The sequence below is a fragment of the Enterobacter sp. QK-SA4 genome (assembly GCF_056856775.1).
Map to the genome: position 1 here is coordinate 1006644 of NZ_JBXFXH010000007.1, position 21512 is coordinate 1028155.

Genomic DNA, 21512 nt, shown 5'->3' on the forward strand with positions numbered 1-21512 from the left:
TACACAATTTGAATTGTTCTTAAATGCCCGATATTTCGCATGTTAAGCACTTTTTGGTATTAGCTTTTTCACGGCGTTATTCCATTGAGTAACTACTCATTCCAATTCGTAATTTCATTCGGTCTAAGCCGCCCCCTATAGTCCCTTTATTCCTCGTTGTTAGTGAGTTGTTGCTTGTGGACTATCTGCCCTTATTTGCCGCGATAAAAGAGAAGCCGGTGCTGGTTGTAGGCACGGGTGAAATTGCCGATCGCAAAATCGCGTTTTTGCAGCGCGCAGGGGCGCAGGTGCGGGTAGTGGCAGAAGCGGATTTTGACGAATCACAAATCGATACCGTAGTGCTGGTGATTGCGGCGACCGAAGATCGCGACCTGAACCGGCGGATTTCCGACGCCGCTCAGGCCCGTTACCGCCTGGTGAACGTGGTGGACGACCAGCCGTTATGCTCGTTTATCTTCCCGTCGATCGTTGACCGTTCTCCGCTGCTGGTGGCGATCTCCTCCGGCGGTACCGCACCGGTGCTGGCGCGCGTGCTGCGTGAAAAAATCGAAGCGCTGCTGCCGACCAGCCTCGGGCGCATGGCGGAAAAAGCCAGCTTCTGGCGCAACCACCTTAAAACGCGCCTGACCAGCGTAACGGAACGCCGTCGCTTCTGGGAACGCGTGTTCCGCGGCCGCTTTGCCAGCCTGATGCATGCCGGTAATGAGACGGCGGCGCAGAAAATCCTCGAGGACGAACTGGATAACCCCGGCAGCACGGGCGGGGAGATCATTCTGGTGGGGGCAGGGCCGGGCGATGCCGGACTTCTGACGCTGCGCGGCCTGCAGGTGCTGCAGGACGCGGACGTGGTGTTCTACGACCATCTGGTCACCGACGGCGTGCGCGAGCTGATCCGTCGCGACGCGGAGCAAATCTGCGTCGGCAAACGGGCTGGCGAGCACTCGGTGCCGCAGCACGACACCAACCAGATGCTGGTTGACGCCGCCAAAGCGGGTAAAACCGTGGTGCGCCTGAAAGGGGGCGATCCGTTTATCTTCGGCCGCGGCGGCGAAGAGCTGCAGGCGGCAGCCGAAGCGGGCGTACCGTTTCAGGTGGTGCCCGGCATCACGGCGGCCTCTGCGGTGACGGCCTACGCCGGTATTCCGCTGACCCACCGCGATTACGCCCAGAGCGTCACCTTTGTGACCGGCCACTACAAGGCCGACAGCACGCCGTTCGACTGGTCGCATCTCGCCCAGAGCCGCCAGACGCTGGCGATCTACATGGGCACGATGAAGGCCGCGGACATCAGCGAACAGCTTATTCAGCACGGTCGCGAGGCGACGACGCCCGTTGCCGTCATTTCTCGCGGCACGCGCGTCGATCAGCACGTTGCGACGGGCACGCTTGAACATCTTGCAACCCTGGCGAAAGACGCCCCGATGCCCGCCCTGATCGTGGTGGGTGAAGTGGTGCAGCTGCACAGCACGCTCGCCTGGTTCCAACACACAACCGATACAGAAGGCTTTGGTTCTTCTGTTGTAAATTTGGCTTAAGGAACGGTTATGGACCAAAAACGTCTTACACACCTGCGGCAGCTCGAAGCGGAGAGTATCCATATTATCCGCGAAGTGGCCGCCGAGTTTTCTAACCCGGTGATGATGTACTCCATCGGTAAAGATTCCAGCGTCATGCTGCATCTGGCGCGTAAAGCGTTTTATCCGGGCACGCTGCCGTTCCCGCTGCTGCACGTGGATACCGGCTGGAAGTTCCGTGAAATGTACGAGTTCCGTGACCGTACCGCGAAAGCCTACGGCTGCGAGCTGCTTGTGCATAAAAACCCGGAAGGGGTGGCGATGGGCATTAACCCGTTCGTGCACGGCAGCGCCAAGCACACCGATATCATGAAAACTGAAGGGCTGAAGCAGGCGCTGAATAAATACGGTTTTGACGCGGCCTTCGGCGGCGCGCGCCGTGACGAGGAGAAATCCCGCGCCAAAGAGCGTATCTACTCCTTCCGCGACCGCTTCCACCGCTGGGATCCGAAAAACCAGCGTCCGGAGCTGTGGCACAACTACAACGGTCAGATCAACAAAGGCGAAAGCATTCGCGTCTTCCCGCTCTCCAACTGGACCGAGCTGGACATCTGGCAGTACATCTATCTGGAAAACATCGAAATCGTTCCGCTGTACCTGGCCGCCGAGCGCCCGGTGCTGGAGCGCGACGGCATGCTGATGATGATCGATGACGATCGCATCGACCTGCAGCCGGGTGAAGTGATCAAAAAACAGATGGTCCGTTTCCGTACCCTCGGCTGCTGGCCGCTGACCGGCGCGGTGGAATCCAGCGCGCAGACGCTGCCGGAGATCATCGAAGAGATGCTGGTGTCCACCACCAGCGAGCGACAGGGGCGCGTGATTGACCGCGACCAGGCAGGCTCCATGGAGCTGAAGAAACGTCAGGGTTATTTCTAAGGAGCCGCCATGAACACCACTATTGCTCAACAAATTGCCAACGAAGGCGGCGTGGAAGCGTATCTGCACGCGCAACAACACAAAAGCCTGCTGCGTTTTCTGACCTGCGGCAGCGTGGATGACGGGAAAAGTACCCTGATTGGCCGCCTGCTGCACGACACGCGCCAGATTTATGAAGATCAGCTCTCTTCCCTGCATAACGACAGTAAACGTCACGGCACCCAGGGTGAAAAACTCGACCTGGCCCTGCTGGTGGACGGCCTGCAGGCGGAGCGCGAGCAGGGCATCACCATCGACGTGGCCTACCGCTACTTCTCTACCGAGAAGCGCAAATTTATTATCGCTGACACCCCGGGGCACGAGCAGTACACACGCAACATGGCGACCGGCGCGTCCACCTGCGACCTGGCGATCCTGCTGATGGACGCGCGTAAAGGCGTGCTGGATCAGACCCGTCGTCACAGCTTTATCTCGACGCTGCTGGGGATCAAACACCTGGTGGTGGCGGTCAACAAGATGGATCTGGTCAACTTCAGCGAAGAGAAGTTCGAGGAGATCCGCCAGAGCTACCTGACCTTTGCCGAACAGCTGCCGGGCAACCTGGATATTCGCTTTGTGCCGCTCTCGGCGCTGGAAGGGGATAACGTCGCCTCCCAGAGCGCGAACATGCCGTGGTACAGCGGTCCGACGCTGCTGGAAGTGCTGGAAACCGTTGAAATTCAGCGCGTGGTCGATACCCAGCCGATGCGCTTCCCGGTGCAGTACGTGAACCGTCCAAACCTCGATTTCCGCGGTTTCTCAGGCACCCTGGCGTCAGGCTCCGTGAAGCTAGGTCAGCGCGTCAAGGTGCTGCCATCCGGCGTGGAATCGACTATCGCCCGCATCGTCACCTTCGACGGTGACCTGCAGGAAGCGGGCGCCGGTGAAGCCGTAACGCTGGTGCTGAAAGACGAAATTGATATCAGCCGCGGCGACCTGCTGGTCGATGCGCAGGAAACGCTGGCGGCAGTGCAGGGGGCTTCCGTGGACGTGGTGTGGATGGCAGAACAGCCGCTGACCGCTGGCCAGAGCTATGACATCAAAATTGCCGGCAAGAAAACCCGCGCCCGCGTGGACGGTATTCAGTTCCAGGTGGATATCAACAACCTGACCCAGCGTGACGTCACCGAGCTGCCGCTGAACGGCATTGGTCTGGTCGATCTGACCTTCGACGAACCGCTGGTGCTGGATCCGTATCAGCAGAACCCGGTCACGGGAGGGCTGATCTTTATCGACAGGCTGACCAACGTTACCGTCGGGGCCGGTATGGTTCGCGAACCGATTAAACAGGCTGCCGCGACGTCTGAATTCAGCGCCTTCGAGCTGGAACTGAACGCGCTGGTGCGTAAACACTTCCCGCACTGGGGCGCACGCGATCTGCTGGGAGGCAAGTAATGGCCGCCCATGATGAGAACGTCGTCTGGCATCCTCATCCGGTGACCGTCGCCCAGCGCGAACAGCTCCACGGTCACCGTGGGGTTGTGCTGTGGTTTACCGGGCTGTCCGGCTCGGGTAAATCGACGGTGGCAGGCGCGCTGGAAGAGGCGTTGCATCAGCAGGGCGTAAGCACGTACCTGCTGGATGGCGATAACGTGCGTCACGGCCTGTGCAGCGATTTAGGGTTTAGCGACGATGACCGCAAAGAGAACATCCGCCGGGTGGGCGAAGTCGCCAGCCTGATGGCTGACGCCGGGCTGGTGGTGCTGACCGCGTTTATCTCCCCGCACCGCGCCGAGCGCCAGATGGTGCGCGAACGCGTGGGCCAGGATCGCTTTATCGAGGTGTTTGTCGATACGCCGCTGGAGATTTGCGAAGCGCGCGACCCGAAAGGGCTGTACAAGAAAGCGCGTGCCGGAGAGCTGCGCAACTTCACCGGAATTGACGCGGTATACGAAGCGCCTGAATCGCCTGAAATTCACCTGGAAGGTCAACAATTGGTAACAAATTTAGTAAGCCAATTATTAGACCTGCTCAGGCGGGACGATATTATCAGATCCTGAGGCGGTATCGTTCGGGAGCTGTCTTCCCGAACGATGAGTCACGGTCACAGGATTAGCTATGCGCAACAGTGAACATTACATCACCACCACCGGGTCGGAGCCGCTAGCGACCGACGACGAAACGACCAGGTCATTTCCTGGGGCCATCATTGGCTTCGTCTCATGGCTGCTGGCGCTTGGCATTCCGTTTCTTATCTACGGCGGCAACACGCTGTTCTTCTTTCTCTACACCTGGCCTTTCTTTCTGGCGTTGATGCCCGTGGCGGTTGTTGTCGGCATTGCGCTGCACTCTCTGCTCAACGGCAAGCTCCTCTACAGCACCGTGGTCACGATTGTGACGGTGGTTCTGATGTTTGGTCTGTTATTTTTGTGGCTCATGGGCTAACTTCAGCCATAATTCAAACCGTAACCAACTGTGTAACGATATTGTGCAGGACGATTCTGCGGAAAAAATGTGGTACATTTGCCCGCGATGTTGCGGCATCTCTGTTACCCCGGCGTAGTGCTCTGGGGAAGTCTTGGGATGATGATGCCGTTTTTCAGGGGGCAGGATGGGTAAACTAACGCTGCTGTTGCTGGCTTTGCTAATCTGGCTGCAATATTCGCTGTGGTTCGGTAAGAACGGACTGCACGACTATAGCCGGGTGAGCGATGACGTCGCGGCTCAGCAGGCAACAAACGCCAAACTTAAGGCGCGAAACGATCAACTCTTCGCTGAAATTGATGACCTCAATGGCGGGCAGGAGGCGATTGAGGAACGCGCACGCAATGAACTCAGTATGACTAAGCCGGGCGAAACCTTTTATCGTCTGGTTCCGGATGCGTCTAAACGCAATCAGGGCTCAGCACAAAACAATCGATAATCAGGCCCAGGATTACGACATGGCAGTAACTTTTTCGGACGTATGCGCCGTGGTGCCGGCCGCAGGTTTTGGCCGGCGCATGCAGACAGAATGTCCCAAGCAGTACCTCTCTATTGGCGATAAAACGATCCTCGAGCACGCCGTGGCGGCGCTGCTGGCGCACCCGCGGGTGACGCGTGTGATCATCGCTATCAGCCCTGGCGATGCGCGCTTCGCGCAGCTGCCGCTGGCAAATCATCCACAGATTACCGTCGTTGACGGTGGCGCCGAGCGCGCCGATTCCGTGCTGGCGGGCATTCAGGCCGCCGGAAACGCTCCGTGGGTGCTGGTGCATGACGCGGCGCGTCCTTGCCTGCATCAGGACGATCTTGCGCGCCTGCTGGCGCTGAGCGGAACAAGCGAGGTTGGCGGGATTCTGGCCGCACCGGTGCGCGACACCATGAAGCGCGCCGAGCCGGGAAAACAGGCTATCGCCCACACCGTCGATCGCGTCGATTTATGGCACGCGCTGACGCCACAATTTTTCCCCCGCGAATTACTCCACGACTGCCTAACGCGAGCGCTTAAAGAAGGCGCGACCATCACGGACGAAGCCTCTGCGCTGGAATATTGCGGTTTCCACCCTGAGCTTGTTGAAGGACGCGCTGATAATATAAAAGTGACGCGTCCGGAAGATTTACAGCTCGCGGAATTTTATCTTACCCGTTCGACCCATCAGGAGAAGGCATAATGCGAATTGGACACGGTTTTGATGTACACGCCTTTGGCGGAGAAGGCCCAATTATCATTGGCGGCGTGCGCATTCCCTATGAAAAAGGACTGCTGGCGCATTCTGATGGCGACGTGGCACTGCATGCGCTGACCGACGCGCTGTTGGGCGCTGCCGCGCTGGGTGATATCGGCAAGCTGTTCCCGGACACCGACCCGGCATTTAAAGGCGCGGACAGCCGCGAACTGCTGCGCGAAGCGTGGCGCCGCATTCAGGCGAAAGGCTACACCCTCGGCAACGTCGACGTGACGATTATTGCCCAGGCCCCGAAAATGCTGCCGCACATTCCGCAGATGCGTGTGTTTATTGCAGAAGATCTGGGCTGCCATATGGACGACGTGAACGTCAAAGCGACGACGACCGAGAAGCTGGGCTTTACCGGGCGTGGCGAAGGGATTGCCTGTGAGGCTGTGGCGCTGCTGGTGAAGGCGAGCAAATGACGGACTTCGACAACCTGACATACCTGCACGGTAAACCGCAGGGGAACGGGGTGCTGAAAGCCAGCCCGGAAGATTTCCTCGTGGTGGAGGATCTGGGCTTTGAGCCGGATGGCGAAGGCGAACATATCCTGGTGCGTATTCTGAAAAATGGCTGCAATACCCGCTTCGTGGCCGACGCGCTGGCAAAATTCCTCAAAATTCATGCCCGCGAAGTAAGCTTTGCCGGGCAGAAAGATAAACACGCCGTCACGGAACAGTGGCTGTGTGCGCGCGTTCCCGGCAATACGATGCCTGATTTAAGCAAATTTGAGCTTGAAGGCTGTAAGGTACTGGAATTCGCCCGGCACAAGCGCAAACTGCGTCTGGGGGCGTTGAAGGGGAACGACTTTACGCTGGTGTTGCGTGAAGTGTCGCACCGCGAAGATGTTGAAAAACGACTGAACGCTATCAGTGAACGCGGCGTACCGAACTACTTTGGCGCGCAGCGCTTTGGCATTGGCGGCAGCAACCTGCAGGGCGCGCTGCGCTGGGCGCAAAGCGATGCACCGGTGCGCGACAGGAATAAACGCAGTTTTTGGTTGTCTGCGGCCCGCAGCGCGTTGTTTAATCAGATTGTGAGCGAAAGGCTGAAAAAAACGGACGCGAATCAAGTTGTTGTTGGCGATGCGCTACAATTAGCGGGACGCGGAAGCTGGTTTGTGGCAACGGCCGAAGAAATGGCCGATTTGCAGTCGCGCGTGGACGCAAAAGCGCTGATGATTACCGCCGCGCTGCCCGGTACGGGCGACTGGGGAACGCAGGGCGACGCGCTGGCCGCCGAGCAGTCAGCCGTAGCGGATGCGCCAGAATTGCAATCACTGCTGGTGCGGGAAAAAGTTGAAGCGGCACGCCGCGCGATGCTGCTCTATCCGCAGCAGTTAAGCTGGAACTGGTGGGATGACGTAACCGTCGAGTTACGCTTCTGGCTACCGGCAGGTAGCTTTGCCACCAGTGTTGTCAGGGAACTAATCAACACCTCGGGTGATTATGCGAATATTGCTGAGTAACGATGACGGGATCCACGCGCCAGGCATTCAGACCCTGGCGAAACACCTCCGTGAATTTGCGGATGTGCAGGTCGTGGCGCCCGATCGTAACCGCAGTGGAGCGTCTAACTCTCTGACGCTGGAGTCGTCGCTTCGCACCTTTACCTTTGAAAATGGCGATATTGCCGTGCAGATGGGCACGCCAACCGACTGTGTTTTTCTGGGCGTGAACGCGCTGATGCGGCCGCGTCCGGATATCGTTGTTTCCGGCATTAACGCCGGTCCTAACCTCGGCGATGACGTGATTTACTCCGGCACCGTGGCGGCCGCAATGGAAGGGCGCCATCTGGGATTCCCGGCGCTGGCGGTCTCGTTGAACGGCCATACGCACTACGATACCGCCGCCGCGGTGACCTGTTCGATCCTGCGGGCGCTCGGCCGCGAGCCGTTGCGTACCGGGCGCATCCTCAACATCAACGTGCCGGATCTTCCCCTCGACGAAATTAAAGGCATTCGCGTCACCCGTTGCGGGAGTCGACACCCTGCCGATCAGGTCATCCCGCAGCAGGATCCTCGCGGCAACACGCTTTACTGGATTGGCCCTCCCGGCGATAAGTGCGATGCGGGTCCGGATACCGACTTTGCCGCCGTTGATGAAGGCTATGTTTCGGTTACCCCCCTGCACGTAGATTTAACCGCGTATAGCGCGCATGATGTGGTGTCGGGCTGGCTGGATCGCGCAGGAGTGAACGCGCAATGGTAAACAAACGTGTACAAACTCTTCTGGAACAACTCCGCGCGCAGGGGATCCGCGACGAGCACGTGCTTGAAGCGCTTGCTCAGGTTCCGCGTGAGAAATTTGTAGACGAGGCGTTTGAACACAAAGCGTGGGAAAACGTGGCGCTGCCCATCGGACAGGGCCAGACGATTTCGCAGCCTTACATGGTGGCGCGCATGACGGAGCTGCTGGAGCTGACGCCCGACTCCCGCGTGCTGGAGATTGGCACCGGGTCGGGGTATCAAACCGCGATCCTGGCGCATCTGGTTCATCATGTATGCTCCGTTGAGCGAATTAAAGGTTTACAGTGGCAGGCGCGTCGTCGCCTGAAACAACTTGATTTACACAATGTTTCGACACGACACGGTGATGGATGGCAGGGTTGGAAGGCGCGCGCGCCGTTTGACGCGATCATCGTGACGGCGGCCCCGCCTGAAATTCCTGCGGCCCTGTTGTCGCAGCTGGATGAGGGGGGAATTCTTGTTCTGCCCGTCGGGGACGAGCAGCAGCTTTTGAAGCGCGTTCGTCGGCGCGGCGGCGAGTTTATTATCGACACCGTGGAAGCCGTGCGCTTTGTGCCTCTGGTAAAGGGGGAGTTGGCCTGAGACTCGGAATTATCCAGGGTTATTAAGGCAAATTCAGCGTATGGTGTGGCGCGAAAGATTCGTGTCATCACGGTAAATTTTAAGTCACTGGTAGTTAACACATTCCTGGGGGATAAATGAGCGCGGGAAGCCCTAAATTCACCATCAGCCGTGTTGCGGCATTATCACTGGTTTCGCTCTGGCTGGCAGGCTGTACAAGTTCTAACAACGCGCCTGCGCCCGTCAGTTCTGTCGGCGGAAACAGCGGCTCGGGTAACACGTCCAGCGGAATGTTGATCACTCCTCCGCCTAAAATGGGTACCTCTACGGCGCAACAAAATCCGCCAATCCAGCCGGTTCAGCGTCCAATGACGCAGCCGACACAGATTCAGCCAGTGGAACAGCCTGTTCAGACCCAAAATGGCCGCATAGTCTATAACCGCCAGTATGGGAACATTCCGAAAGGCAGCTATACCGGTGGCAGCACCTATACCGTGAAACGCGGCGATACGCTGTTCTACATTGCGTGGATCACCGGGAACGATTTCCGTGACCTCGCGCAGCGCAATAACGTCCAGGCCCCGTATGGTCTGGAAGTGGGGCAAACGCTCCAGGTTGGCAACGCGACGGGCACGCCGCTTACGCCTGGCAACACCGTTTCAGCGGCCGATGTGACGGCTCAAAATAACAGCGTTAAGCCTGCACAAAAATCCACCACGGTGGTTGCTTCACAACCTGTAATTACGTATTCTGAGGATTCAGGTGATCAGACTGCTAACAAAATGTTGCCGAATAATAAAGGGACTGCGACTGTTGTCACAGCACCGGTGACGGCACCTGTGGTTAGCTCTACTGAACCGACTGCCAGCAGTATGACCTCCAGTTCGCCAATCTCTGCATGGCGCTGGCCAACTGACGGCAAGGTTATCGAGAACTTCTCTTCCTCCGAGGGGGGAAATAAAGGGATCGATATCGCAGGGAGTAAGGGACAGGCTATCATCGCGACCGCTGACGGGCGCGTTGTGTATGCCGGTAACGCTCTGCGCGGTTACGGTAATCTTATTATCATCAAACATAACGATGATTACCTGAGTGCCTACGCCCATAACGACACAATGCTGGTCCGGGAACAACAAGAAGTTAAGGCGGGGCAAAAAATCGCTACCATGGGTAGCACCGGAACCAGTTCTACACGCTTGCATTTTGAAATTCGTTACAAGGGGAAATCCGTAAACCCGCTGCAGTATTTGCCGCAGCGATAATTTGACGGGGCATGCCAGCCAGGGTGTCTCGTTCAGGGATCACGGGTAGGAGCCACCTTATGAGTCAGAATACGCTGAAAGTTCATGATTTAAATGAAGACGCGGAATTTGATGAGAACGGAGTAGAGGCTTTTGACGAAAAAGCCTTAGTAGAAGAGGAACCCAGTGATAACGATTTGGCTGAAGAAGAGCTGTTATCGCAGGGTGCCACACAGCGTGTACTGGACGCGACTCAGCTTTACCTTGGGGAGATTGGTTACTCCCCACTGCTAACGGCCGAAGAAGAAGTCTATTTCGCACGTCGTGCTTTGCGTGGTGATGTAGCCTCGCGTCGTCGCATGATTGAAAGTAACCTGCGACTGGTCGTGAAAATTGCCCGCCGTTACGGCAATCGTGGTCTGGCTCTGCTGGATCTGATTGAAGAGGGCAACTTAGGTCTCATCCGCGCAGTTGAGAAGTTTGACCCGGAACGCGGGTTCCGTTTCTCAACCTACGCGACCTGGTGGATTCGTCAGACCATCGAACGGGCTATTATGAACCAGACCCGTACGATCCGCCTGCCGATTCACATCGTCAAAGAGTTGAACGTTTATCTGCGTACCGCACGCGAGTTGTCCCATAAACTGGACCACGAGCCAAGCGCAGAAGAGATTGCCGAGCAACTCGATAAACCGGTTGATGACGTTAGCCGTATGCTGCGTCTCAACGAGCGCATTACCTCCGTTGACACCCCGCTGGGTGGCGACTCCGAAAAAGCGCTGCTGGACATCCTGGCCGATGAAAAAGACAACGGTCCGGAAGACACCACGCAGGACGATGACATGAAGCAGAGCATCGTCAAATGGCTGTTCGAGCTGAACGCCAAACAGCGTGAAGTGCTGGCACGTCGTTTCGGTTTACTGGGGTATGAAGCTGCGACACTGGAAGACGTCGGCCGTGAAATTGGCCTGACCCGTGAACGTGTTCGTCAGATTCAGGTTGAAGGTCTGCGCCGCCTGCGTGAAATCCTGCAGGGGCAAGGTCTGAATATCGAAGCGCTGTTCCGCGAATAAGCAACCTTTCGTCAAAAAAGGCCCGTCGTGAGACGGGCCTTTTTCTTTTGCGCTACGGCTTAGTTGTTTCGTGCAGCAGACGCCACACTATCCGATCGCCTTCCTGATTGAGCACCGCGGTTGACCAGCGCACGTTGACAGGCAGGTCCGGCCGGGTTTGCGTCTCCCGGTAGTGGAGCACCGCGCCACGATCCCAGCGCTGGATCGTGGATAATTCGTCAATGACGATCTTCAGTCCTGGACGGCTTCCGCGCTGATTTTCCAGAAAACTGGCAAGACCGATATAGTCGATCTGAACGCCGCCCGGTGGGATCATCAAAAAATCCGGGCTGAAGCGGGCGAGCAGGGCGTCGGAATCACCTTCACCTTTGCCTAACCAGTCTTCAAGCGCAATGTGGAGGTCGATAATGTCGTGTTCGAAAGGCGTCATGAATTCTCCTGTCGCAGCTGGGTGAGCACCTGCGTATTGTTAAGACGAAAAATGTACGGTACAGGCAGCAGGGTCATGCCTGCGGCAAAAATAAACATCCCGTGCCAGGCGGCGAGCGGTGGCAGCCAGGCCTGCGCCAGGCTCAGCGCCTGCGCCAGCAGCAGGGCTCCGGCAAAAAAGCTCAGCTGACGATTAAGATTCCACAGCGCGCTGGCATCCGGCATCTCTTCCCGGCGCGTCGTCAGAAAAGCGCTGCTCTGAGCCGTACTGCTGCACAGGCTTCCCCCAGCGCCCATTAAGGTAAACGCAACGGCAGGCAGCAGCGTAGCCGAACTGACGTTAATCAAAAGCAGGATACCCGTCGCCTGCAGCAGGCAGCCGATGACGATCAGCGGTCGGGGGCCGATACGGTTAAAATAGCGTCCCGTTGCCGTGATGGCGATAAACGATGCCACGGACCACGGCAGCATGAGCATCCCCGTTGCGGCTGGGCTCATGTTCGCCACGTGCTGAAGATAAAACATGCCCGTGACGTTCACCCCAATAAACATGCCAGGTACGCAGATATAGACAAGCATGGAAAAACGCAAAAGCGGGTCCGCGAGTAACGGCAGGTTTAGCAGTCTGGCCTCTTTCATCGCGGGCATTTCGTGTTTAAGCCACAGGCAGGCCAAAACAAAGGTCACGACAGCGACCGGTAGCGTGGCGAAAAATATCCATCGCCAGCTTAGCGTCTGCACCAGCAGGCCTCCGATAGCAGGGGAGCAGGCCGGGGCAAGCAATGCCACCAGCATCACCGCCGAGGAGAGTCGGGCACGCTCGTGAGGCTTAAACTGTTGCCAGGTCAGCGCCTGTCCGACGGGGATCAGTAAACCTCCACCCACGCCCTGGAGTACTCGCCAGGCGATCAGACTTTCAAGCGTTGCAGACAGGCCCGCCGCTGCGGAGGCTGCGCTGAACAGAAAAAGCGAGAGCAGGATGACGCGCTTTGGTCCGATGCGGCGCGTGAGCACGCTGCTGAACGGGATCACCAGCGTCAGGCCGGCAATATACCCGTTACTGACCCAGGCGAGGGCTGAAGGCGTGGTGTTAAAGGCGTGAGCCATTGCCGGGAAGGCGACGCTGGCAATAAACATATTGATCAAATCAAGAAAAAAGCCCAGCAGATAAACAACGGCGACTTTGCTGCGATACGTCATGGTGGATCCTCCGGTGAGGTGGCGTATCGTATCGATCCGGGAAGCACGGATAAACCTGACAAAGCGCGATATACTGTCAAAAAAGTTTTGACAGTAAAGGGCGTGATGATGATTAATCTGCAGCGGGCTCAGATGTTTGTCGCGGTGGCCGACACCGGCAGTTTCACTGCTGCAGCCGAGGCAATGGGGCTGACAAAAGCCGTGGTTAGCTTCAATATTCGCCAGCTTGAAGATGAGCTGGGCGTTACGCTGCTGCTGCGCTCCACCCGCCGCCTGACGTTAACCGAGGCGGGCGCGCTCTTTCATCAGCGCAGCGTGGCGCTTCTGAAGGATGCGGAACGGCTGCAGGATGATGTCCGCGCGAATCATGCGGGGCTCACTGGCGAACTGCGGATCACGACTACGCCCGAGTATGGCTCACAGGTGGTGGTGCCGCTGCTGGCCAGGTTTAGCCAGCAGCACCCGGATCTTCGCGTGCGGCACGTTTCGTCGTCCCTGCACGCTGACCTTATATCGGAGCGCTTTGACGTAGCCATCCGTCTGGGAACGCTTGCCGATTCGCGCAACCACGCCGCGCTGATTGCGCACTTCTCCATTCTCCCCGTCGCGGCGCCCGGGTGGCTCGTTAACCATCCGATCGAAACGCTTGCGCACCTTGCCAACGCCGACTGGATTATTCACGAGCGCCTGGCCTCGCCGCTGCGCTGGCAGGTGAAGGATGCCAGCGGTGCGCCTGAAACGCTGGAGATAAAAAAAGCGCCGCGCCTGTTTGCCGACAGCGCTCAGGCCCTTATGGCCTTTGCACTTGCTGGCGGAGGTGTGGCGTTACTGCCGGAATGGCTGGCGCGCGATGCGCTTGATGCGGGAAAACTGGTCCCGGTTTTACCGGAATATACCTTTGCGCAGCAGGGCATCTATGCGGTTTATCCCGATGCCCGGCATGTGTCAGCGAAAGTGCGCACCTTTATCGATTTTATGCGCGCCAGCGTGAATTAATCGTGCATCATCTTTTTGATGAGCGCGGAGAACTGCTCCCGCTCGGCCTTGTTAAGACGTCCTAAAAACGCCTCATCCACCTCGTTGCCAACCGGTTTACAGCCAGCAAGCAGGGCTTCACCTTCTGGCGTCAGGAAGACAAACCGGCGGCGCTTATCAGCCGGATCGTGCTCGCGTTTGACCAGACCGCGCGCCTCCATGCGGCTGAGCATCTCCGCCAGGGTCGCTTTCGTGCTGACCGCCACTTCGGTCAACGCCACCTGTTCAATACCCGGATGCTCGGCAATAGAGCGCATCACCGCATACTGTGGCTTGGTCAGTTCCGGTAAGGCATGTTGCCACTGCGCGGTATGCTGTTGAAAAAGCTGACGTAACAGGTGGAACGCCTCTTGTCTTAGTTCCATGAACACTCCGACGGAAAAAATCTCTCCCCTATGATAGCCGCTATTGCTCTCAATTTTAACGCGGCATCTTTTAGCCATTCGTGTGATCGTATGCGAACGATCTTGTCAGGAAAACGATCCTGGAGTAGCTTATTTATAATGTTCGTGTACGAACAAAATATTGAGGTGATGAATGAGATTGATAGTAGGAATGACGGGGGCAACGGGCGCACCGCTGGGCGTGGCGCTGCTGCAGGCGCTGCGGGAAATGCCGGAGGTGGAGACGCATCTGGTGATGTCTAAGTGGGCAAAAACCACCATCGAGCTGGAAACGCCTTACACCGCGCAGGACGTTGCTGCTTTGGCTGACGTTGTCCACAGTCCGGCTGACCAGGCCGCCACCATCTCCTCCGGCTCGTTTCGTACCGACGGGATGATCGTCATTCCCTGCAGCATGAAAACGCTGGCGGGTATCCGCGCGGGCTACGCCGAAGGGCTGGTTGGACGTGCGGCGGACGTGGTGCTGAAAGAGGGGCGCAAGCTGGTATTGGTACCTCGTGAAACGCCACTCAGCACCATTCATCTTGAGAACATGCTTGCCCTTTCCCGCATGGGCGTGGCGATGGTGCCGCCCATGCCTGCGTATTACAACCACCCGCAAACCGCCGATGACATTACCCAGCACATCGTGACCCGCGTGCTCGACCAGTTCGGTCTGGAGCATAAAAAGGCGCGCCGCTGGAACGGGCTGCGGGAGGCGAAACATTTTGCACAGGAGAATAAAGATGGCATTTGATGATTTGAGAAGCTTCCTGCAGGCGCTCGATGAGCAAGGGCAACTGCTGAAAATTGAGGAAGAGGTTAACGCCGAGCCCGATCTGGCGGCGGCAGCCAACGCGACCGGCCGCATTGGCGACGGCGCGCCCGCGCTGTGGTTCGACAATATTCGTGGCTTCACCGATGCCCGCGTGGTGATGAATACCATCGGCTCCTGGCAGAACCACGCGATTTCGATGGGGCTGCCTGCGAACACCCCGGTAAAAAAACAGATCGACGAGTTCATCCGCCGCTGGGATAAATTTCCCGTCACGCCGGAGCGCCGCGCCAACCCGGCCTGGGCGCAGAATACGGTGGACGGTGAAGACATTAACCTGTTCGATATCCTGCCGCTGTTTCGCCTGAACGACGGTGACGGCGGTTTTTATCTCGATAAAGCGTGCGTTGTCTCGCGCGATCCGCTCGACCCGGACCACTTCGGCAAGCAGAACGTCGGGATCTACCGTATGGAAGTGAAGGGCAAGCGCAAGCTCGGCCTCCAGCCGGTACCGATGCACGATATTGCCCTGCATCTGCACAAAGCGGAAGAGCGCGGCGAAGATCTGCCGATTGCTATTACCCTCGGCAACGACCCGATCATCACCCTGATGGGCGCCACGCCGCTGAAATACGATCAGTCCGAGTATGAAATGGCCGGCGCGCTGCGTGAAAGCCCGTACCCGATTGCCACCGCGCCGTTGACCGGCTTCGATGTGCCATGGGGTTCTGAAGTGATCCTGGAAGGGGTGATTGAAGGCCGCAAGCGTGAAATCGAGGGGCCGTTTGGCGAGTTTACCGGACACTATTCCGGTGGTCGTAACATGACGGTTGTCCGTATCGACAAAGTCTCTTACCGCAGCAAACCTATTTTCGAATCCCTTTATCTCGGCATGCCCTGGACCGAGATTGACTACCTGATGGGACCGGCTACCTGCGTCCCGCTCTACCAGCAGCTTAAAGCGGAATTCCCGGAAGTGCAGGCGGTGAATGCGATGTATACCCACGGTCTGCTGGCGATTATCTCCACCAAAAAACGCTACGGCGGTTTTGCCCGCGCGGTCGGTTTACGCGCCATGACCACGCCGCACGGCCTCGGCTACGTGAAGATGGTAATTATGGTGGATGAGGATGTCGATCCGTTCAACCTTCCGCAGGTGATGTGGGCGCTGTCGTCGAAAGTGAACCCGGCAGGCGATCTGGTGCAACTGCCGAACATGTCGGTCCTTGAACTCGATCCCGGTTCCAGCCCGGCGGGCATTACCGACAAACTGATTATCGATGCCACCACGCCTGTCGCGCCGGACACCCGGGGCCACTATAGCCAGCCGGTACAGGATCTGCCTGAAACCAAAGCCTGGGCTGAAAAACTGACCGCGATGCTGGCAGCACGTCAATAAGGAGGAAAAGATGATTTGTCCACGTTGTGCCGATAAGCATATTGAAGTGATGGCGACGTCGCCGGTAAAAGGGGTCTGGACCGTTTATCAGTGCCAGCATTGTTTGTATACCTGGCGCGATACCGAACCGCTGCGCCGCACCAGCCGCGAGCACTACCCGGAAGCGTTCCGCATGACGCAGAAGGATATTGATGAGGCGCCGCAGGTGCCGACAATCCCGCCGCTACTGTAAAAAAAAGCCCGATGGCGCTACGCTTACCGGGCGATAATATTGTGTGGTCTTTTGCCCGGAGGCGCTGCGCTTACCGGGCCTACGGTTTTGTAGGTCGGGTAAGACGAAGCCGCCACCCGACAAAACAGACCGCAGAAAACTAAACCAGACTCTTCAACCTGTAAATCCACTCCAGCGCCTGACGCGGCGTCAGTGAATCCGGGTCGAGGTTCTCCAGCGCTTCCACCGCAGGCGACGTCTCTTCCGCAGGCACCAGCAGCGACATCTGGGTGCCATCAATCTGCGTCGCCGCCGCATTCGGTGACAGGCTTTCCAGTTCACGCAGTTTCTGACGTGCGCGCTTGATCACGTCCTTCGGTACGCCTGCCAGCGCCGCGACGGCCAGGCCATAGCTCTTGCTCGCCGCGCCATCCTGCACCGTATGCATGAAGGCAATGGTATCGCCGTGCTCCAGCGCATCCAGATGAACGTTCGCAACCCCTTCCATTTTCTCCGGCAGCTGCGTGAGTTCGAAATAATGGGTGGCAAAAAGCGTCATGGCCTTGATTTTATTCGCAAGGCTTTCCGCACAGGCCCATGCCAGGGACAGACCATCATAGGTTGACGTTCCGCGTCCGACTTCGTCCATCAGCACCAGGCTGTGTTCCGTCGCGTTGTGCAGAATGTTTGCAGTTTCGGTCATCTCGACCATGAAGGTTGAGCGTCCGCTCGCCAGATCGTCCGCAGCCCCGACGCGGGTAAAGATGCGGTCGATGGGGCCAATCTCCACGTTTTGCGCCGGGACGTAGCTGCCAATATACGCGAGCAGCGCAATAAGCGCCGTCTGACGCATATAGGTACTCTTACCGCCCATGTTCGGACCGGTAATGATCAACATTCTTCTCTGCGGTGACAGGCTCAGCGGGTTGGCGATGAACGGTTCGTTGAGCACCTGCTCTACCACCGGGTGACGGCCTTCAGTGATGCGAATGCCAGGCTTATCGGTAAAGGTCGGGCAGGTGTAGTTCAGCGTTTCAGCGCGTTCTGCCAGATTGACCAGCACGTCCAGCTCCGCCAGCGCGCTGGCGCTCTGCTGCAGGTCGCCCAGGTGCGGCATCAGCATGTCGAACAGCTCGTCATAAAGCTGTTTTTCCAGCGCCAGCGCCTTGCCTTTCGAGGTGAGGACTTTGTCTTCGTACTCTTTCAGTTCAGGAATGATGTAGCGTTCGGCGTTTTTCAACGTCTGGCGACGCACGTAGTGAATCGGCGCCAGGTGGCTCTGCCCGCGGCTAATTTGAATGTAGTAACCGTGTACCGCGTTATACCCCACTTTCAGGGTGTCGAGCCCAAGACGCTCGCGCTCGCGGATTTCCAGCTTGTCGAGGTAATCCGTCGCACCATCGGCCAGCGCGCGCCATTCGTCCAGCTCCTCGTTGTAGCCCGGGGCAATCACGCCGCCATCACGCACCAGAACCGGAGGCGCATCGATAATGGCGCGCTCCAGCAGTTCGCGAAGCTCGGTAAATTCGCCCATGGTTTCGCGGAGTTTCTGTACCGGCGCGCTGTCAACGTCACTCAGCTGCGCGCGCAGTTCCGGCAGCTGCTGGAAAGCATGACGCATCCGCGCGAGGTCGCGTGGTCTCGCTGTTCGTAGTGCCAGACGCGCAAGGATACGCTCCAGATCGCCTACCTGGCGCAGGACCGGCTGCAGATCGGTATAGCGATCCTGCAGCGCGGCAATCGTCTGCTGACGGCAAAGCAGCGTCTCGGTATTGCGGATCGGCATATGCAGCCAGCGTTTCAGCATGCGGCTGCCCATTGGCGTAACCGTACTGTCGAGGACCGACGCGAGCGTATTTTCTACGCCACCCGCCAGGTTCTGCGTGATCTCCAGGTTACGGCGCGTGGCGGCATCCATGATGATGCTGTCTTGCTGGCGCTCCATAGTGATAGAGCGGATATGCGGCAGGGCGGTGCGCTGGGTATCTTTCACGTACTGCAGGAGGCAACCTGCCGCACACAGCCCGCGCGGGGCATTTTCAACGCCAAAGCCAATCAGATCGCGGGTGCCAAACTGCAGATTCAGCTGCTGGCGCGCGGTATCAATTTCGAATTCCCACAGCGGACGACGGCGCAACCCGCGACGACCTTCAATCAGCGACATTTCGGCGAAATCTTCGGCATAGAGCAATTCTGCAGGGTTGGTGCGCTGCAGTTCGGCAGCCATCGTTTCACGGTCAGCCGGTTCACTCAGACGAAAACGTCCGGAGCTAATATCCAGAGTCGCGTAGCCAAACCCTTTACCGTCCTGCCACAGCGCTGCCAGCAGGTTATCCTGGCGCTCCTGTAACAGGGCTTCATCACTGATGGTGCCAGGCGTGACGATGCGCACGACTTTGCGTTCCACCGGGCCTTTTGAGGTCGCCGGATCGCCGATCTGTTCGCAGATGGCAACGGACTCGCCCTGATTCACCAGCTTCGCCAGGTAGTTTTCTACCGCGTGGTGCGGGATACCTGCCATAGGAATGGGCTCGCCTGCCGATGCGCCACGTTTGGTTAGCGAGATGTCGAGCAGCTGCGATGCACGCTTAGCATCGTCATAAAACAGCTCGTAAAAATCGCCCATACGGTAAAACAGCAGGATTTCCGGATGCTGTGCTTTCAGCTTCAGATACTGCTGCATCATCGGCGTATGTGCGTCGAAATTGTCGATTGTGCTCATGGAGTTATGATGTCCATTTCTTTGAAAATAAACCGTTTTGATGGGCTCAATGGCCGTTTGTTCCTTCTATTGTCGCATGAAAAAAAGGTCCGGCGCAGAAAAATGTCGTGGCTTTACGAGGCATCTTCCGACATTAATTCGATGACAATTTTTCCATGCTCCACGCCCACCCTGACTCGGGAATGGGTTGTAAATCCCGCTTTTTCAAGCCAGTCACCTTTTAAGCTCAACGCCGCATGCACGCTGTAGCGCTTCGGTATCTTGGTATTGCGGTCTTCATGGCGCTTTCTAAAATATCCCACTTTTAAATGGCGATAGGGTTTGCCGATCGCGAGCTCTTGCATAGGGTCTCCAGACAACACGGACAAAGGTCATTTCTGATGCCTGTATAAAATACCAGTGATTGCTAGCCGGTGCAGGGATAAAACTGGAATCAGGCTTCAGGAAACGAAATGCAACCGCTGAAATCCAGTGTTGAAAGGTGTATTATTGATGCACTTTATTGTTCGGTAATCCGCTATGTCCGGTAAACGCATCTCACGAGAAAAAGAGACCATCGCGAAAATGATCGCGCTGTATGAAAAGCATTGCCCGCAGGCATCTCAGGAGGAAGGGCACTATCAGGCGCTCAATGCGTATGCCGATAAGCGCCTGGATAAATGCGTTTTCGGTGAGGAAAAGCCTGCCTGCAAGCAGTGCCCCGTACACTGCTACCAGCCTGCCAGACGTGAAGAGATGAAGCAGGTTATGCGCTGGGCAGGCCCGCGTATGTTATGGCGTTATCCCATCCTGACCGTCCGCCATCTGATGGATGACCGTCGTCCCGTACCGGAACTGCCGGAAAAGTATCGTCCGAAAAAGTGACCGGTTCAGCTTCTGAGCGGGCGGCAAATCACGTTAAGGGCCAGCGCGCTGCAGAGCGGGAAGAGGGCCAGCAGCAGCCAGGGGAGCATCGCCTGCGTTGAGGGCACCAGCGCGCGATCCAGCAGGCTGCCAAACAGCAAATTTCCGGCCAGTACCGCAATGCCTCCGGCGGTGGCGAGTGCGCCGTAGTGCGCCCCCAGCGTGGACTCCTCGGCAAACCGGGGAATCAGGTCCTTAGCCGAGGGTACCAGCAGCATCTGTCCCAGCGTCAACAGCGTCACGAAACAGACCGACGGCAGCAGGCGCAGCCAGCCCTCGGGCGGTTCTGTCGCCGCAAACATCGCCACGCTCGCAAAGGCGGCGGAGAGCAGCAAAAAGCCCACCGGCAGAATTCTCACCGCCCCCACGCGTCGGGCGAAGCGGGCCAGCGGAAGCTGCAAAGTGATGATCAGCACCGAGGCCAGCATAAACAGCGGGCCAAGATCTTTCTCGTTACCACCGGAGCGCTGGATCTCTACCGGCAGCGCCAGATAGAGCTGGTTATAGCTTAACAGCCACGAGCTGTAGGCAATGATAAAGGCGACAAAGCGCGGCTGGCGGAACGTCGTCCACCAGGGCTGTATGTTTAGGGTCTGTGAAAGGCGGGGGGAAGCCGGAAGACAGAAGTGCAGCACCAGTAAGGCAATAATGAAAACCCCTGCACCCGCCAGCGCCACCTGGCGGAAGCCAAGCCCCGTCAGCAGGGCACCGGCAACCGGGCCCAGCACCGCGCCGAGTTCACCGCAGACGGCAAAGAGGGCAAACCACTCCGCCCGGCTACGCTTGCCTCTCGCCTCGCTTTGCGTGCCTGCTTTTGCCAGCAGTGCCTCAATCGAGGGGGAGAACAATGCGCCGCCAATACCGGTCAGGCACGCCCCAAGAATGATGGGCCAGAGTGCGTGCCCGAACGCCAGCAGCAGATAGCCCGCGACGCGAATAATGCACCCGCTCAGGATAACGATTTTCGCGCCAAACCGGTCCGAGAGCGCGCCGCCGACGATAAACATCCCCTGCTGAGAGAACGTGCGCAGGCCGAGGATCAGCCCGATCAGCCCACCGGAGAGCAGCATATCGTCGCGCAGGAATATCGCCAGGAAGGGGACAACGGCGTAAAAGCCGATGTTAAAAACAAACTGGCTACCCAGTAAAACGGGCGGCCAGAGCGTGGTGGCAGGGCGAAGGGGCATCGT

24 protein-coding genes are annotated in these 21512 nt (G+C 57.8%); 18 read left to right on the forward strand and 6 right to left on the reverse strand.

Features of this window, described 5'->3' with window-relative positions:
* The first annotated feature begins 176 nt into the window (after positions 1-176).
* The 13 genes from cysG to rpoS all read left to right on the forward strand — a co-directional run bounded on the left by cysG (position 177) and on the right by rpoS (position 11265).
* The gene (gene cysG, locus AC1VYI_RS06430; RefSeq protein ID WP_059446891.1) at positions 177-1535 is read left to right on the forward strand and encodes a siroheme synthase CysG; all 1359 of its coding nucleotides are present in this window, start codon (positions 177-179) and stop codon (positions 1533-1535) included.
* 9 nt (positions 1536-1544) lie between these two features.
* Positions 1545-2453: a sulfate adenylyltransferase subunit CysD gene (gene cysD, locus AC1VYI_RS06435; RefSeq protein ID WP_006811770.1), complete on the forward strand. Its 909-nt coding sequence runs from the start codon at positions 1545-1547 to the stop codon at positions 2451-2453.
* 9 nt (positions 2454-2462) lie between these two features.
* The gene (gene cysN / locus AC1VYI_RS06440; protein WP_134867215.1) at positions 2463-3887 is read left to right on the forward strand and encodes a sulfate adenylyltransferase subunit CysN; all 1425 of its coding nucleotides are present in this window, start codon (positions 2463-2465) and stop codon (positions 3885-3887) included.
* Positions 3887-4492 (forward strand): adenylyl-sulfate kinase, encoded by a 606-nt coding sequence (gene cysC / locus AC1VYI_RS06445; RefSeq protein ID WP_010434543.1) that lies wholly within the window; start codon positions 3887-3889, stop codon positions 4490-4492. Before cysN ends, cysC begins: the two co-directional genes overlap by 1 nt.
* Positions 4493-4550: 58 nt before the next feature.
* A complete protein-coding gene (locus AC1VYI_RS06450) occupies positions 4551-4877 on the forward strand; it encodes a DUF3561 family protein (protein ID WP_134867216.1) in 327 nt (108 codons plus the stop codon).
* A 166-nt stretch (positions 4878-5043) separates the two neighbouring features.
* Positions 5044-5355 (forward strand): cell division protein FtsB, encoded by a 312-nt coding sequence (gene ftsB, locus AC1VYI_RS06455; RefSeq protein ID WP_008499609.1) that lies wholly within the window; start codon positions 5044-5046, stop codon positions 5353-5355.
* Between the two features lie 19 nt (positions 5356-5374).
* Positions 5375-6085: a 2-C-methyl-D-erythritol 4-phosphate cytidylyltransferase gene (gene ispD, locus AC1VYI_RS06460; protein WP_134867217.1), complete on the forward strand. Its 711-nt coding sequence runs from the start codon at positions 5375-5377 to the stop codon at positions 6083-6085.
* Positions 6085-6564 carry a 2-C-methyl-D-erythritol 2,4-cyclodiphosphate synthase gene (gene ispF / locus AC1VYI_RS06465; RefSeq protein WP_008499607.1) on the forward strand — a complete coding sequence of 160 codons (480 nt, stop codon included), beginning with the start codon at positions 6085-6087 and terminating at the stop codon, positions 6562-6564. The genes ispD and ispF overlap by 1 nt, the downstream gene beginning before the upstream one ends.
* On the forward strand, positions 6561-7610 hold the full coding sequence (gene truD / locus AC1VYI_RS06470; protein ID WP_226484234.1) for a tRNA pseudouridine(13) synthase TruD: 1050 nt from the start codon (positions 6561-6563) through the stop codon (positions 7608-7610). The genes ispF and truD overlap by 4 nt, the downstream gene beginning before the upstream one ends.
* Positions 7591-8352, forward strand: a complete 762-nt coding sequence (gene surE / locus AC1VYI_RS06475; RefSeq protein ID WP_023308990.1) for a 5'/3'-nucleotidase SurE — start codon at positions 7591-7593, stop codon at positions 8350-8352. Before truD ends, surE begins: the two co-directional genes overlap by 20 nt.
* Positions 8346-8972, forward strand: a complete 627-nt coding sequence (locus AC1VYI_RS06480) for a protein-L-isoaspartate(D-aspartate) O-methyltransferase (RefSeq protein WP_023333224.1) — start codon at positions 8346-8348, stop codon at positions 8970-8972. The genes surE and AC1VYI_RS06480 overlap by 7 nt, the downstream gene beginning before the upstream one ends.
* A 116-nt stretch (positions 8973-9088) precedes the next feature.
* The gene (gene nlpD / locus AC1VYI_RS06485) at positions 9089-10213 is read left to right on the forward strand and encodes a murein hydrolase activator NlpD (RefSeq protein ID WP_029741538.1); all 1125 of its coding nucleotides are present in this window, start codon (positions 9089-9091) and stop codon (positions 10211-10213) included.
* Between the two features lie 59 nt (positions 10214-10272).
* Positions 10273-11265, forward strand: coding sequence for an RNA polymerase sigma factor RpoS (gene rpoS / locus AC1VYI_RS06490; protein WP_008499600.1), 993 nt, complete (start codon positions 10273-10275; stop codon positions 11263-11265).
* 52 nt (positions 11266-11317) lie between these two features.
* Here rpoS and AC1VYI_RS06495 read toward each other — a convergent pair whose 3' ends face one another.
* Both AC1VYI_RS06495 and AC1VYI_RS06500 read right to left on the reverse strand, forming a co-directional pair.
* Positions 11318-11695, reverse strand: a complete 378-nt coding sequence (locus AC1VYI_RS06495) for a DUF4440 domain-containing protein (protein WP_134867218.1) — start codon at positions 11693-11695, stop codon at positions 11318-11320.
* Complete coding sequence (locus AC1VYI_RS06500) at positions 11692-12894, reverse strand: MFS transporter (protein WP_134867219.1); 1203 nt, start codon at positions 12892-12894, stop codon at positions 11692-11694. The genes AC1VYI_RS06495 and AC1VYI_RS06500 overlap by 4 nt, the downstream gene beginning before the upstream one ends.
* 108 nt (positions 12895-13002) lie before the next feature.
* Between AC1VYI_RS06500 and AC1VYI_RS06505 the strand changes: the two genes are divergently transcribed.
* Positions 13003-13890 carry a LysR family transcriptional regulator gene (locus AC1VYI_RS06505; protein WP_047744512.1) on the forward strand — a complete coding sequence of 296 codons (888 nt, stop codon included), beginning with the start codon at positions 13003-13005 and terminating at the stop codon, positions 13888-13890.
* On the opposite strand, the gene AC1VYI_RS06510 is transcribed toward AC1VYI_RS06505, so the two are convergent.
* On the reverse strand, positions 13887-14294 hold the full coding sequence (locus AC1VYI_RS06510) for a MarR family winged helix-turn-helix transcriptional regulator (protein WP_023308984.1): 408 nt from the start codon (positions 14292-14294) through the stop codon (positions 13887-13889). The two genes, AC1VYI_RS06505 and AC1VYI_RS06510, sit on opposite strands and share 4 nt — an antisense overlap.
* A gap of 172 nt (positions 14295-14466) precedes the next feature.
* Between AC1VYI_RS06510 and AC1VYI_RS06515 the strand changes: the two genes are divergently transcribed.
* The 3 genes from AC1VYI_RS06515 to AC1VYI_RS06525 are packed head-to-tail and all read left to right on the forward strand — an operon-like array spanning position 14467 to position 16718.
* Positions 14467-15069: a non-oxidative hydroxyarylic acid decarboxylases subunit B gene (locus AC1VYI_RS06515; protein ID WP_023308983.1), complete on the forward strand. Its 603-nt coding sequence runs from the start codon at positions 14467-14469 to the stop codon at positions 15067-15069.
* Entirely contained in the window at positions 15059-16486 is a 1428-nt protein-coding gene (locus tag AC1VYI_RS06520) for a non-oxidative hydroxyarylic acid decarboxylases subunit C (protein WP_134867220.1), read from the forward strand. Before AC1VYI_RS06515 ends, AC1VYI_RS06520 begins: the two co-directional genes overlap by 11 nt.
* Positions 16487-16496: 10 nt before the next feature.
* On the forward strand, positions 16497-16718 hold the full coding sequence (locus AC1VYI_RS06525; protein WP_134867221.1) for a non-oxidative hydroxyarylic acid decarboxylases subunit D: 222 nt from the start codon (positions 16497-16499) through the stop codon (positions 16716-16718).
* Positions 16719-16857: 139 nt separating this feature from the next.
* Here AC1VYI_RS06525 and mutS read toward each other — a convergent pair whose 3' ends face one another.
* On the reverse strand, positions 16858-19419 hold the full coding sequence (gene mutS / locus AC1VYI_RS06530; protein WP_313149676.1) for a DNA mismatch repair protein MutS: 2562 nt from the start codon (positions 19417-19419) through the stop codon (positions 16858-16860).
* Positions 19420-19532: 113 nt separating this feature from the next.
* Complete coding sequence (locus tag AC1VYI_RS06535) at positions 19533-19763, reverse strand: SymE family type I addiction module toxin (protein WP_023308980.1); 231 nt, start codon at positions 19761-19763, stop codon at positions 19533-19535.
* 175 nt (positions 19764-19938) lie between these two features.
* Between AC1VYI_RS06535 and AC1VYI_RS06540 the strand changes: the two genes are divergently transcribed.
* Positions 19939-20283, forward strand: a complete 345-nt coding sequence (locus tag AC1VYI_RS06540) for a nitrous oxide-stimulated promoter family protein (protein WP_134867222.1) — start codon at positions 19939-19941, stop codon at positions 20281-20283.
* 5 nt (positions 20284-20288) lie between these two features.
* Here the strand turns inward: AC1VYI_RS06540 and AC1VYI_RS06545 are convergent, their stop codons facing one another.
* Positions 20289-21509 (reverse strand): MDR family MFS transporter, encoded by a 1221-nt coding sequence (locus AC1VYI_RS06545; RefSeq protein ID WP_045355782.1) that lies wholly within the window; start codon positions 21507-21509, stop codon positions 20289-20291.
* Positions 21510-21512 lie beyond the last annotated feature (3 nt).